Origin of the sequence: Paraburkholderia sediminicola, from assembly GCF_046026675.1 — a bacterium.
GTDB lineage: Bacteria > Pseudomonadota > Gammaproteobacteria > Burkholderiales > Burkholderiaceae > Paraburkholderia > Paraburkholderia sediminicola_F.
This window is the reverse complement of the sequence record NZ_JAQQEY010000002.1, coordinates 2,103,299-2,115,806: the sequence shown is the minus strand read 5'-3', so window position 1 is coordinate 2,115,806 and position 12,508 is coordinate 2,103,299. Positions and strand designations below refer to the sequence as shown.

General features: G+C 63.8%; 10 protein-coding genes. 3 read left to right on the top strand and 7 right to left on the bottom strand.

What is annotated here, in order from left to right; translation table 11 throughout:
- Positions 1–49: 49 nt before the first annotated feature.
- The 7 genes from PQQ86_RS29125 to PQQ86_RS29095 all read right to left on the bottom strand — a co-directional run bounded on the left by PQQ86_RS29125 (position 50) and on the right by PQQ86_RS29095 (position 8,706).
- The gene (locus PQQ86_RS29125) at positions 50–1,147 is read right to left on the bottom strand and encodes a BMP family ABC transporter substrate-binding protein (protein WP_408274896.1); all 1,098 of its coding nucleotides are present in this window, start codon (positions 1,145–1,147) and stop codon (positions 50–52) included.
- A gap of 40 nt (positions 1,148–1,187) precedes the next feature.
- Positions 1,188–3,053: an allophanate hydrolase gene (atzF, locus tag PQQ86_RS29120; protein ID WP_408274894.1), complete on the bottom strand. Its 1,866-nt coding sequence runs from the start codon at positions 3,051–3,053 to the stop codon at positions 1,188–1,190.
- 250 nt (positions 3,054–3,303) lie between these two features.
- A complete protein-coding gene (locus PQQ86_RS29115; RefSeq protein WP_408274891.1) occupies positions 3,304–3,990 on the bottom strand; it encodes a TetR/AcrR family transcriptional regulator in 687 nt (228 codons plus the stop codon).
- An 85-nt stretch (positions 3,991–4,075) separates the two neighbouring features.
- Positions 4,076–4,993 carry an ABC transporter permease gene (locus PQQ86_RS29110; RefSeq protein WP_408274888.1) on the bottom strand — a complete coding sequence of 306 codons (918 nt, stop codon included), beginning with the start codon at positions 4,991–4,993 and terminating at the stop codon, positions 4,076–4,078.
- Positions 4,993–6,090: an ABC transporter permease gene (locus PQQ86_RS29105; RefSeq protein ID WP_408274885.1), complete on the bottom strand. Its 1,098-nt coding sequence runs from the start codon at positions 6,088–6,090 to the stop codon at positions 4,993–4,995. Before PQQ86_RS29105 ends, PQQ86_RS29110 begins: the two co-directional genes overlap by 1 nt.
- Positions 6,087–7,727, bottom strand: coding sequence for an ABC transporter ATP-binding protein (locus PQQ86_RS29100; protein WP_408274883.1), 1,641 nt, complete (start codon positions 7,725–7,727; stop codon positions 6,087–6,089). The genes PQQ86_RS29105 and PQQ86_RS29100 overlap by 4 nt, the downstream gene beginning before the upstream one ends.
- Before the next feature lies 1 nt (position 7,728).
- The gene (locus PQQ86_RS29095; RefSeq protein WP_408274880.1) at positions 7,729–8,706 is read right to left on the bottom strand and encodes a BMP family protein; all 978 of its coding nucleotides are present in this window, start codon (positions 8,704–8,706) and stop codon (positions 7,729–7,731) included.
- A gap of 208 nt (positions 8,707–8,914) precedes the next feature.
- Here PQQ86_RS29095 and PQQ86_RS29090 point away from each other — a divergent pair, with 208 nt between their 5' ends.
- From PQQ86_RS29090 to PQQ86_RS29080, 3 genes are read left to right on the top strand one after another with little or no spacing between them, the layout of a single operon-like run.
- A complete protein-coding gene (locus tag PQQ86_RS29090) occupies positions 8,915–9,715 on the top strand; it encodes a cysteine hydrolase family protein (protein WP_408274877.1) in 801 nt (266 codons plus the stop codon).
- Positions 9,712–10,902, top strand: coding sequence for an amidase (locus tag PQQ86_RS29085; protein WP_408274874.1), 1,191 nt, complete (start codon positions 9,712–9,714; stop codon positions 10,900–10,902). The genes PQQ86_RS29090 and PQQ86_RS29085 overlap by 4 nt, the downstream gene beginning before the upstream one ends.
- Positions 10,903–10,912: 10 nt before the next feature.
- Entirely contained in the window at positions 10,913–12,499 is a 1,587-nt protein-coding gene (locus PQQ86_RS29080) for a gamma-glutamyltransferase family protein (RefSeq protein ID WP_408274871.1), read from the top strand.
- Positions 12,500–12,508 lie beyond the last annotated feature (9 nt).

The following is a 12,508-nucleotide window of genomic DNA, read 5'->3' as shown; positions in this document are numbered from 1 at the left end:
CTTCGCTCATGCAAAGTCACGCACACTCACACAATCACGCAGGCCACGATCAGATCTGGCCGACGACGCCTGCCACCAGATAGTTCATGCTTTCGAGCGTGTAGTCGGTCTGTATGTGGCTCGCGCCGGAGGCGATCGCCGTGCCGCCCTTGTTGTCCTTCATCGGTCCTTTGAAGATCACGAAATTGCCGGCCACCATGCTGCCTTTGATCGAGTCGGCGTTCTGCTTCGTCGGCGCGGTCACTTTCGCGCCGTACGGCGACATCTTCACGAACCCTTCTTTCAAGCCACCGCGCAGCACATTCGGTTGCGGCGTGCCGGCCTGTGCGCCGGTAACCAGTTGCTTGTACGGCGTCGCCCAGTCCCATTCCGCGCCGGTCAGATAGCCTTTCGGCGCGAGCGCCGCCTGGCTCGCGTGGTAGCCGCAACTCATTGCGCCGCGCTTTTCTGCCGTTTCGACGACGACCTTCGGGCCATCGACGTGACAGGTCAGCACATCGCATCCCTGATCGATAAGACTGTTGGTGGCTTCCGCTTCCTTCACCGGCATCGACCAGTCGCCCGTGAAAATTACCTGCGTGGTGATCGACGGATCGACGGACTGCGCGCCGAGCGTGAACGAATTGATGTTGCGCAGCACCTGCGGAATCGGTTTGGCCGCGACGAAGCCGAGCTTCTTGCTCTTCGTCATATGGCCCGCGACGACGCCGTTCAGGTACTGGCATTCGTCGATATAACCAAAGTAGCTGGTGATGTTCGACGGGTTGCCCTGCTTCCACAAACCACCGCAATGCGCGAAACGCACCTTCGGATATTTGGCCGCCATCTTCAGCACGTGCGGATCGAAGTAACCGAACGAGGTCGCGAAAATCAGCGTCGCGCCGTCCTGTTCGATCATTGCTTCCATGGTTTTTTGCACAGCGATGGTTTCCGGCACGTTCTCCTCTTCCACCACCTTCACGTCAGGCATCTTCTTGATGACGGCGGCAGCGGTCGCCTGAGCCTGGTTGTAACCGTAGTCGCTGCGTGCGCCGACGTAGATCACGCCGACCGTCGTCTTCGGCGCGGCAAACACCGATTGAATCGGCAGGATATTGCCGAGCGTCAACAGGCTGGCGCTCTTGATGAAATTGCGGCGACTGGTCATGGTGTCCAATTCCTGGTGGGGGGGTGAAGAGCGTTGGCCTTCAGTTGACATTCAGGCTGTCGAGATAAGCGCGCCAGCCGCCAAACGAGGTGATGTCTATTGCGCCGCTACCGTTGCCGACCGCCGACGGTTCGCAGATGAAGCCCTTCACCGTGAGGCCGTTGGCGAGTTGCACAGAGCCGATACCGAGCGGTGCCGGCACGTCGGCGACAAATTTGCCGAAAGTGCGCAGCGGCATGTCCCAGACTTCCACGGCGATGGGGGCGCCTTGCTGGTCGGTGACGCGCACCAGGCCTGGTTTCGGCGGCTGCGTATTCGCAAGCGCGTAAAGCATGTAATCGGCGGTGGTTTGCGTCGCCACGACAAAACGCGCGCCGGCTTCCTGAAGTTGCCAGTTCAGCGGCTGGCCACGCAGATGCGCACCGACCACGGCAAGCGCGACAGTCGGCTCCTGAAACGGCAATGGCGCGATCGTGTTTGCCGCGGTTTTCTTTTCAGTCACGGTTGTGGCCACGACCACAGCCTCGCTCGCGCTCCGGGCTTCGCTCGCGAACAGCGCCTGGATCCGCGCGCCCAACTCCGCGAGACGCCGGTCCGCGCCGCTCGGCGCGATCAGCGTGACGCCGGCCGGCAAGCCGTCCTGACGACGCTGGCACGGCACGGCCAACGCACACAGATCGAGCAGGTTGACGAAGTTGGTGTAGTAGCCAAGCTGGCTGTTCAACTCCACAGGATTGGCCTGCACGTCGGCGATCAACGGATGCGTCGGCGTGGTCGGGACGATCAGGATGTCGATCGTCTCGAAGAGCTGTTCGGCGTGCCGCTTCAGATCGGCGAGCGCGTACTGGCCGTTGAACGCGTCAGCGGCACTGTAGCGATCCGCCTTGCCGATCACCGTCGCGACGACCGGATGGACCGCTTTGTGATGCGTCTCGAAGAATGAACCGAGCGCGGCTCGCCTTTCCGCCACCCAGGGGCCATCGTAGAGCAGCGCGGAGACCTGCTTGAGCGGCTGGAAGTCGATCGGCGTGGGCGCGAGATCCAGATGGGTAGAGAGCGTATCGAGTGCCGCTGAGAAGGCCTGATTCGCCGCTGTGTCACCGTAGAACTCGAGATGATCCGGCACGCCGATCCGCGGCGCGCCACGCAGGAGACCGAGACCTGGTACCTTGCGCGAATAGCCGTCGAGCGGATCGAAGCACGCGATTTCATTGAACACGTGCCACGCATCGTCGACGTCGTGCGCGAACACCGAGATCGTGTCGAGACTGCGGCACGCCGGCACGACACCGCGCTTGCTGACGAGTCCAAGCGACGGCTTCAGGCCGACAAGCGCATTGAACCCGGCCGGCACGCGCCCAGACCCGGCCGTATCGGTGCCGAGCGAAAAGGCCACGCAACCCGCGGCCACGGCAACCGCCGAGCCTGAACTCGACCCGCCTGACACGCGCTCCGGAAACGCCGTGTTCCGCACCGCGCCGTAAGGCGAACGCGTGCCGACGAGGCCAGTCGCGAACTGGTCGAGATTGGTCTTGCCGATCAGGATTGCGCCGGCGTCAATGAGCCGCTGCACGGCGAATGCCGAAGTGTCCGGCGTATAGCTGAAAGGCTCGCACGCGGCGGTGGTCGGCAAGCCGGCAACGTCGATATTGTCTTTGACCGCGAACGGCACGCCGAACAGCGGCATCCGCTCGAACACGGCACTGCCCTGCGCTTCGTAAAGCGCTTCGAGCGCGTGGGCGCGGGCCTCCAGGTCCGCTGCGGGCACGCGCAGGATCCAGACTTCCGGCCGGTCGATTTCAGCGATACGAGCAAGCGCCGACGCCACGACCTCAGTCGGCGTAAGACCTTTGGCGGCATAAGCAGAGAGGAGACTACGGACCTTCAGGGGCGACAAAATAGGCACTGGTTTTTCCTTGAGTTCAATCTTGAATACAAGTTTGAACTCAAATTAGCAGGAGCTATGCCAGGTGCATTCCACGGTCGACTGAACGCGCTGTCATCCTTACCAGGTTTGGTTTTTTGACGATTTTCCGGCGACGAGGACGGGCCGCGCTGCCACCCCTGGATCAATGCGTCATGGTGCAGCGCTCCCCAACTCGGGGCTCCTGCGCCCTGCATTCGAGCCTGGCGCGCGGTGCGCCGTACCGCAGGCGTTACGGCGCGCCGGCGACGACGAACGCGCGCACCATGTCATGTGCCTGCGCCTTGTGATCTTCCTGCCACTGCGTGGCGAGCATGTCGGTGTTGAAAATCCGCGACAACGTGAAAGCGTTCGACTTGTGAAACGAACACAGACTCACAAGAGCGACATACAGATGAAGCGGGTCCATGTCCTTGCGCAACGAGCCGTCGTTTTCGCCACGCGCGATTACCGTGCGCAGCAGGCTCAACACCGGCGATGACATTTCCGGAATCGCACTCGAGCGCTTCATCACCCGGGCGCGGTTCAGATTCTCGAACGACAGAAGCTTCAACAGTTCAGGATGGGTCGCGAAGTGCCCCTCGATGAAATCATAAAGCTGCACGATGGCCGTGACCGGCTCGATCTGGTCGGCGTCGAGTTTGAGTTTGAGTTCGGCCTCCCGCAGGCGCCCCAGCACGAACTCGAGCACCTCCAGATAAAGCGCCTCCTTGCCGCCGAAGTAGTGGTAAATCATCCGGATGTTGACCTTCGAGCGGCTCGCAATCGTCTCCACGCGCGCGCCGCTTAGCCCCTTGTCGGAAAACTCGGCGATCGCAATCTTGAAGATACGCTGGCGGGTCGCCGCAGCGAGCTTCTGACGCTGGGTTGTAGGCGCGGCCGATGCAGCGGGGGTCGATCGGGCGGAAGCACGTTTCATATCGATGGAAAGCCTGGCGGTGGCAGGGATGCGTCAAAGGGATGCGTCAGGGGTTGCGTGACTTCACAGGATTGTAAGCGCGGCCTCAGCGCCGGAACGGCTGGGTCAGCGCAAGCGGCGCGGTTTGCCGGCCAATCAGCCCCGCCACCGCGATCAGCGCGAGCAGATAAGGCAGCATCACCAGCAGCGCGGTCGGCACATGCACACCGATCAAGGGCAACTGAAACTGCAACGCGCTCGCGGCGCCGAACAGCAAACACGCGCCGACTGTGCGGCCGATCTTCCAGTTACCGAAGATGATCGCCGCAATCGCGAGGTAACCGGCGCCGCCGGTCATCCCTTCGGTGAAGGTGTGAATGTCGCCGATCGAAATGAAACAACCCGCAGCGCCCGACATGGCGCCTGAAAACAGCACTGCGCCATAACGCAGCCGCGTCACCGAGAGCCCCGACTGATCGACCGACCTCGGCGCGGCGCCCACCGCGTGCAGCGCCACACCGAGCGCGGTCCGCCGCATCACGAGCGAGGTTGCCAGCAAAATCGCGAGGCCGAGATAGACGAGCCATACCTGATGGAACACGGGCTCGCCGATGACCGGAATCGCACCCAAACCGGGTGGCGACCAGCGCGCGAGGCCAGGAATCACCGCGCTCGAACGTTCGCCGAACAGTTCGCGATAAGCGAGCGTCGTCGCGCCAAGCGCCAGGATATTGATGCCGATACCGGTAACGATCTGATTGGCGCGCAACGTCACGCTCAGGAACGCTTGCAGCAAAGCGATCGGCAGCACGCCGAGCATGCCGATCGCGAGACCCAGCGCCGCATTGCCGGTCGCCCATGCGCCCGCCGCGCCGAGAAATGCGCCCGACAGCATCATGCCCTCCACGCTCATGTTGAGCACGCCGGCCCGTTCGCTGATCAGTTCACCGGTCGAAGCCAGCATCAGCGGGACAGCAAATCGGATCGAGGAGCCGACGAAAACCGCTACGAATTCCGCGTTCATCAACGTGCTCCTTTCGGTTCGAGCCACAGCGATCCGCCGGCCAGCGCGACGATCACGACGCCCTGCACCACCAGCACCAGCGCCGACGGCACGGATGCGACCATTTCCATATTGATGCCGCCCGAGCGCAGAAAGCCGAACAGCAACGCCGCCGCGCACACGCCTGTTATCGAGCCGCGCGCGAGCAAACCGACCACGAGACCGTCAAAGCCGTAACCCGACGAAAAGCCGGCTTTCAGCGAATATTGATCGCCTTGCAGCATCAATGCCCCGGCGAGACCGCCGAGCGCACCGGCCAATGCCAGCGCGCCGACGATTGTCGACGTGATCGGCATGCCGGCGCGGCGCGCCGCCAGCGCGTTCAGGCCGACTGCGCGCAGATACATGCCGAAGCGGCTATACACCAGCACCAGCGCCACCACGATGCACAACACGAGCGTGATCGGCAAACCGATATGCAGCCCCGTGGAGCTTGCACTCGACAGCAGCGCAAGCTTGGTCGAATCGGGAATATCCAGCGACTCGGGCAGCGTGGCAGCGTTGGTCATCGGCTGGCGCAGCAGCGTTTCGGATTGCACGCACCAGTAGAGGAACCACACCGCGATGAACGTCAGCAGCAAGGTGCTGATCACCTCGTTGGTACCGGCGCGCGCTTTCAGCCAGCCGGGAATCGCGCCCCATGCCGCGCCGGCCAGCGCGGCCGCCAGCATCGGCATGATGAACGACAGACCGAACGGCAAGTGCGCGACGTGGCCATAGAGGCTGACAGCGGTGGCGGCGATGCCGCCCATCGCGATCTGCCCTTCACCGCCGACGTTAGTCAGCTGCGCGCGGTTCGCCAGCACGAAGCCGCTGCCGACCAGCGCGAACACGAGGCTGCGATTGATCGATGCGCCGATCGCGTAAGGCGAGCCCCACGCACCGTCGGCGAAGGCGGCGAGCGCATCGCCGATCGGCACATGAACGATTGCAATCAGCGCCAGCGCCGCTGCAACCGCGAAGAGCGCGGCGCCTCCCAGCACAGCCGCGGTTCGCACGCGCCGCGAACCGCGCCATGAGGCGAGGGACAAAGAAGTCAATGAGGTCGTGGGAGTCATGCTGTCTGGCCTGCCATCCATGCGCCAATGCGCTCGCGTTGAAGATTGAGTTGCGACGCATCCGGCATACAGGTGCCCATGATGCGGCCGCGATACATGACGAGGACGCGGTCGGCCACAGCCATCAATTCGTCGAGTTCGGACGAGATCAGCAATACGCCAACGCCCTGGTCGCGGGCGGCGCGAATGTGCTCATACACCGCCGCGACAGCGCCGACGTCGAGACCTCGCGTAGGCTGCGCCGCGACCAGCACGGCGAGGCCCTCAAGCGTGATCTCGCGCGCCAGCACTGCTTTTTGCTGGTTGCCGCCGGATAGGCCGCGAAACGCGACGTCGGGACTCGCGGCACGCACATCGAAACGCTGCATCAGCGCGCGGGCGTCGCGCCGCATCGCACGACGGCGCATGAAGCCGTGCCGCGCGAAGTCGTCGAGGCGGTTGAGAAAGAGATTTTCGGTCAGGCTCATGTCGGGCACACAGCCGACCGCGTGCCGGTCTTCCGGCACCACGCCGACACCCGCCTTCGTCAACGTCTGCGGCGCGGCCTGCGTGCAATCCTTGCCCTGCACGAAAAAGCGCCCGGCACTCGCTCGCTGCAGGCCGGCGAGCACCGCACCGAGTTCGCTCTGACCGTTGCCCTCCACGCCCGCGATGCCGACGATCTCGCCGCGGTTGACCACCAGCGTGCAGTTTTCGAGACGCGTGACACCGTCGGCATCGCGCACCGTAAGGCCGTCGATCTGCAAGACTTCATCGGCGAGTGGCCTGCCATAAGGGGACGCGCTGCGGGGTTTCAGCGGCGCGGGCTTCGCGCTGTGCTCCGCCCTGTGATCCTCATTGCCCGGCCGTTGAATCATGGCCCGCACCAGCATATCGACATCTGCTGACGGCGTGCTCGAACGGGCGACCACGCGGCCGCTTTGCAGCACCGTCGCGCGGCTGGCGATCCGGCGGATCTCCGCCAGCTTGTGCGTCACCAGTACGACCGCGCAACCGCGCGCGACAACCCGCGCACAGGTGTCGAGCAATGCATCGATTTCGGCCGGCAGCAGCACGGCGGTCGGCTCATCCAGCACCAGAAGCCGAGGCTCACGGATCAGACACTTGACGATCTCGACGCGCTGTTTTTCGCCGACCGACAGATCAGCGACACGCGCATGCGGCTCAAGCGCGAGACCCAGATCAGCCACCAGCGCGCGCACCCGTTGCGCCTCGCGCTTGCGATCTAGCCAGCCGCGTACCTGGCCGAGCAGCAGGTTGTCGAGCACGCTCACGTCTTCGACGAGACTGAAATGCTGATGCACCATCGCGATGCCGTGCGCAAGGGCGTCGCGCGGACTGTGGGGCCGATACGGCTCGCCATCCAGCCACATTGATCCCGCGTCGGGCTGATGCACGCCGAACACCACGTTGCACAGCGTCGATTTGCCGGCGCCGTTCTCGCCCAGCAGGCAATGCACTTCGCCCACGAAGAGTTCGAGCGACACGTCGCTCAACGCCTGAAACGGGCCGAAGCGCTTGCCGATGCCGTCCATGCGCAGAACCGCGGTGCGCGGCGCGTCGTGACTTGCGTGGGAGGCGGCGTCCACGCCGGCAAACGCCGTTGCGGAAGCGGCAGAAGCTGGAGTGGCGTCCATATCAGCCTTCCGAGACCTTGATCTTGCCGCTCTCGATGTCCTGCTCGATCTGCCTGATTTTCGTCGACATCTCCGGCGTCGGCTTGCAGACAACCATGCCCGACGCCTTCGGCCCCATTGCCAGGCCGAACGCCTTATAGCCCGGCTGCCACGTGCCAGCCGCCATCTGGTCGATTGCGTACTGCACCTGATAGCCGACGCCGGTAATCGAATACGCGATATACAGCGGGTCCGTGCCGCAACGGTCGGTATAGCTGCCGATCACATGCGTATGCTTTTCGTTGGCCGCCTGCTCCATACCGCGCAAGCCGAGATTGAGAATGTGATAGTGGACGTCCGCGCCCTGGGAGATGGCCGCCAGCGTGGCTTCCTTCGCCTTCGAGACATTGTCGAAATCGCCCGTGTAGCTCTCGAAATACTTGATCTTCGGATTGATCGAGCGCGCACCGTTGCCGAACTCCTTGCCGGCGTTGACGATTGACGGAATCTCCATGCCGCCCACGTAGCTGACCGCGCCGTTCTTCGACAGCATCGCCGCAGCCGCGCCGGCGACGTAAGCGATCTCCGCCTGCTTGACGTCGTAGCCCGCCACATTTGGCGGCATGTCCTGCCCCTTGTTACCGCCGACGATCGCGAACTTCACATTGGGAAAGCGCCTGGCGATCTTCAGCACGGACGCCTGGGTCTGCCCACCTACACCGATCACCAACTGGTTCTTCGACGCGAGGTTGGTCAGCGCCTGTTCCATGTCGGCGTAGTTGATGTTTTCGATCATCTGCGTCTTGAGCTTCGGACCCAGTTCATTCTGCGCGGCAACGAGCCCGTCATAGCCGGATTCCATCCAGCCCTTGTCTGATTTCGAACCGGGAATCAGCACACCGACCCGCAACGGATCGGCAGCGACGGCATGAACCGCGCTGGTGGATACGGCGAGCGCCACGACGCAGGTGGCGAGGGTTTTGAACTTGGCGATCGACATTCTGGCATTCCTCTTGCGTTTGATTTGGGTAAGTAGGTTATTCATGAACGAAATATATGCAACTTCGATGCCATGCCGTGCTTTTGACAGACGCCGGGCTTCGTTCCGATCTGCTCGAAACAGCGGGCTGCGCGCTGCAAACGCATCGTGCGGCAAGGTCCGGGCAACCCACTTTTTATGGCGATTCAGACGCGATGGAGAACCTCCGATGAAACAACACGACGCATATGGCACAAGCGTTTCCGGCCAGTTGGGCCGCGATGGCCGCTATCGCTGGAGTGCCAGCGAGAAACTGGTCGACATGTCGTTGCCCCCGCCCGCGCCGGTCGTCGCGACGCTGTCGTGCGAACCGCAAGACGTGCGCATCGACCTGCGCAGCACGGCGATCGTCGTCATCGACATGCAGAATGATTTCTGCACCAACGGAGGATGGGTTGCCCAGATTGGGGGCGATTTCGAGGTCGACCGCGCACCGATTGCACCATTGCAGCGCCTGCTGCCGGCTCTGCGTCACCGCGGCGTGCCGGTTATCTGGGTCAATTGGGGAAACCGGCCCGACCTCGCCAACATGCCGCCGAACCAATTGCATCTATATAAACCAACCGGAACTGGGACCGGCCTCGGCGAACCGCTCGCGAGCAACGGCTCGCATGTGCTTGAAAAGGATTCGTGGGCAGCCGCCGTGGTCGACGAACTCAAGCCGCTGCCCGAGGACATCTGCGTGGACAAGTACCGCATCAGCGGCTTCTGGGACACGCCGCTCGACAGCATCCTGCGCAACCTCGGCATTCGCACGGTGATGTTCGCGGGCGTGAACACCGATCAGTGCGTGCTGCATTCGCTGACCGACGCCAACTTTCTCGGTTACGGCTGCGTGCTGGTGGAAGACTGCTGCGCGACGTCGTCGCCGGCGTTCTGCACGGAGGCGGCCGTCTGGAACGTGAAGAAGTGCTTTGGCTTCGTCACGGATTCGGCGCGCATCGTCGATGCGTTGGCGGATGCCGCATGAGTGCGTTTATCTCCGGCCCACGCGTACGGGTAGCTGCGACGGCGAGCGGGCCACTCGACGGCCTGCGCTTTGCGGTGAAGGATCTGATCGACGTCGCTGGTGTGACGACCGGCGGCGGCAATCCTGACTGGCGGGAGAGCCATGTGGCAGCGCGCCGTCACGCGCCCTGTGTCGGCGCGCTGCTGGCTGCCGGCGCGACGCTCGACGGCAAGACGATTACCGACGAACTCGCCTATAGCCTCGAAGGCGCGAACCATCATGACGGCACGCCGCTCAATCCGCGTTGGCCGCATGCGTTGCCGGGTGGATCGTCGGGCGGCTCTGCGTCGGCAGTGGCCGGCGGTGAGGTGGACTTTGCGTTAGGCACCGATACCGGCGGCTCGGTGCGCGTTCCCGCGGCGTTCTGCGGATTGTGGGGTATGCGGCCGAGTCACGATGCGATTTCGCTTGAGGGTGTGTTGCCGTTTGCGCCGTGCTTCGACACAATCGGCTGGTTCGCGCGGTCGATCGATGTGCTTGCAGCGGTGGGCGACGTACTGCTGCCGCAAGCGCCCTCTGCAGCTTCCTCGTCCGGGCAGCCGGTGCGCCTGGTTCGTGTCGCCGAGGCGTTCGCTGCTCGTGCGCGCAACGAGCCTGACGATGCTTTACGGCTTGACGCGCTAGCTGAATCGTTAGGCGCGGACACGTCGCTCGATCTGTTCGCCGGGGACGAGGCGCGCTGGCTTGCGTGTTATCAGGCGGTGCAGGACCTTGAAATCGACGCCTCGCTCGGCGACTGGATCCGTTCGGCGCGGCCGCGTTTCGGTCCATCCATTGCAGCCCGCTTTGCGCGGCTGGAGACGCTCGATCGAAACCAGGCCACGCAACGGCGCGCCACGCAGCGCGAACTACGCAGCGTGCTCGATGCGATGTTCGAACCCGATGCCGTGCTGCTCATGCCGACCACGCCCGTTGCGCTGTTGGCGAAAGACGCGCCGGACGCCGCGATCGGCAGCTTCTATGAAGATGCGCTCACGATGAACTCGATCGCCGCGATTGGCGGCCTGCCGCAAATCACGCTGCCCTTTACTGACGAAATAGATCGTCCGCTTGCGCTGTCGCTCATCGGCGCGCGCGGCAGCGATCGCGCGTTGCTTGCCCTCGCGCGCAATCTATACTCGCAGCACACCTTGGCGAACCTTCGGTAGCGGGGCATTGATGCACAATCTGAAACTCGCCAGCAGCAACCGCGGCATGGTCACCAGCCCGCACGCCGTTGCCAGCGCCGCGGGCCTCGACATACTGCGTGCGGGCGGCAACGCGATCGAGGCTGCCATCGCCATCGGCGCGGCGCTGTGCGTGACGTATCCGCATTTCACCGGACTCGGCGGCGACGCATTCTGGGTGATCGGCGACCGGCACGGGATGTTGCGCACGGTGTCGGGCATCGGCCAGGCCGCGCAGCAACTGCCCGCGTTCACAGGCGCCATTCCATTGCGCGGCGCAGCCTCGGCACTCACCACGGCCGCGACCGTCGATACATGGCGTCAGGCGTATGAGATCAGTAAAGACGCATGGGGCGGCGCGCAATCGTGGTCGTCGCTGTTCGACCGTGCACTGGAATATGCATCCGATGGCTTCCCGGTCACGCCCTCGCAGCATTTCTGGCAAAGCATGCGGGCGGACGAATTGCACGCCCTGCCCGGCTTTGCAGAGACTTTCGCGCCACACGGCCGGATTCCCGCCGTCGCCGAACGCTTCGTGCAACCCGCGCTGGCGAAGAGCCTCGAACGGATTGCCCGCTTCGGCGCACGCGAATTCTATGAGGGCGAGCTTGCCGAGCGGATCGCACGCGGTTTGCGCGAGGCCGGCTCGCCGCTGACATTGAGCGATCTGGCACGAACGCAAGCACGCGATGAGGCGCCATTGCGGGTGGCTTACCGTGGCGGCGAACTGGTCAGCATGCGGCCGCCGACTCAAGGTGTGACGACCCTGCAGATCATGGGCATGCTCGATCGCTTCGATATTGCGCAGATTGCCGAGGGCAGCGCGGACTACTATCACCTGCTGGTGGAAGCGGTGAAGTGCGCGTTCGTGGACCGCGACCGTTTCGTGTCCGATCCCGAGTTCAACTGGGTGCCGGTCGACGACATGCTGTCGCCCGCCGCGCTCGATGCGCATGCGCGCTCGATCAATCTGCGTGAAGCGCGCGCATGGCCTCATGTGTTCCGCCCGGGCGACACGGTGTTTATCGGCGCGACGGATAGCGAAGGCCGCAGCGTCAGTGTTCTGCAAACGGTTTACTTCGACTGGGGTAGCGGCGTAGTGGCAGGCGATACGGGGATTCTGTGGCACAACCGCGGCGCGTCATTCAGCACGAACCCCGCACATCACAACGCGGTGCAGCCGGGCAAGCGGCCGTTCCACACACTCAACCCCGGCATGTATCTGAAGAATGGCCGGCCACACCTGCTGTTCGGCACGCAAGGCGCCGACGGTCAGCCACAAACGCTGGCCGCGATTCTCACGCGCCTGATCGACTACGGGGTGGACCCGCTCACTGCCCTCGCCCGTCCGCGCTTTCTGCTTGGCAAGACCTTCTCCGATACGCGCGATGCCTTGAAGCTCGAAGAAAACGCCGGCGCCGACGTGTTCGCCGAACTCGCTGCACGTGGGCATGAGGTGAGCGTTATTCCGGCGCAGAGTCCTTTGGCGGGCCATCCAGGCGTGATCCGCATCGAGCCGGACGGCGCAGCGTCAGGCGCGCATGATCCGCGCAGCGATGGCCGTGCGCTTGGGGTTTGAGTCGGCCGG

Excerpts from the sequence above, each read along its gene's own strand:
- PQQ86_RS29125 (WP_408274896.1), bottom strand. The coding sequence starts at position 1,147 with ATGACCAGTCGCCGCAATTTCATCAAGAGCGCCAGCCTGTTGACGCTC.
- PQQ86_RS29115 (WP_408274891.1), bottom strand. The coding sequence starts at position 3,990 with ATGAAACGTGCTTCCGCCCGATCGACCCCCGCTGCATCGGCCGCGCCT.
- PQQ86_RS29110 (WP_408274888.1), bottom strand. The coding sequence starts at position 4,993 with ATGAACGCGGAATTCGTAGCGGTTTTCGTCGGCTCCTCGATCCGATTT.
- PQQ86_RS29105 (WP_408274885.1), bottom strand. The coding sequence starts at position 6,090 with ATGACTCCCACGACCTCATTGACTTCTTTGTCCCTCGCCTCATGGCGC.
- PQQ86_RS29100 (WP_408274883.1), bottom strand. The coding sequence starts at position 7,727 with ATGGACGCCACTCCAGCTTCTGCCGCTTCCGCAACGGCGTTTGCCGGC.
- PQQ86_RS29095 (WP_408274880.1), bottom strand. The coding sequence starts at position 8,706 with ATGTCGATCGCCAAGTTCAAAACCCTCGCCACCTGCGTCGTGGCGCTC.
- PQQ86_RS29090 (WP_408274877.1), top strand. The coding sequence starts at position 8,915 with ATGAAACAACACGACGCATATGGCACAAGCGTTTCCGGCCAGTTGGGC.
- PQQ86_RS29085 (WP_408274874.1), top strand. The coding sequence starts at position 9,712 with ATGAGTGCGTTTATCTCCGGCCCACGCGTACGGGTAGCTGCGACGGCG.
- PQQ86_RS29080 (WP_408274871.1), top strand. The coding sequence starts at position 10,913 with ATGCACAATCTGAAACTCGCCAGCAGCAACCGCGGCATGGTCACCAGC.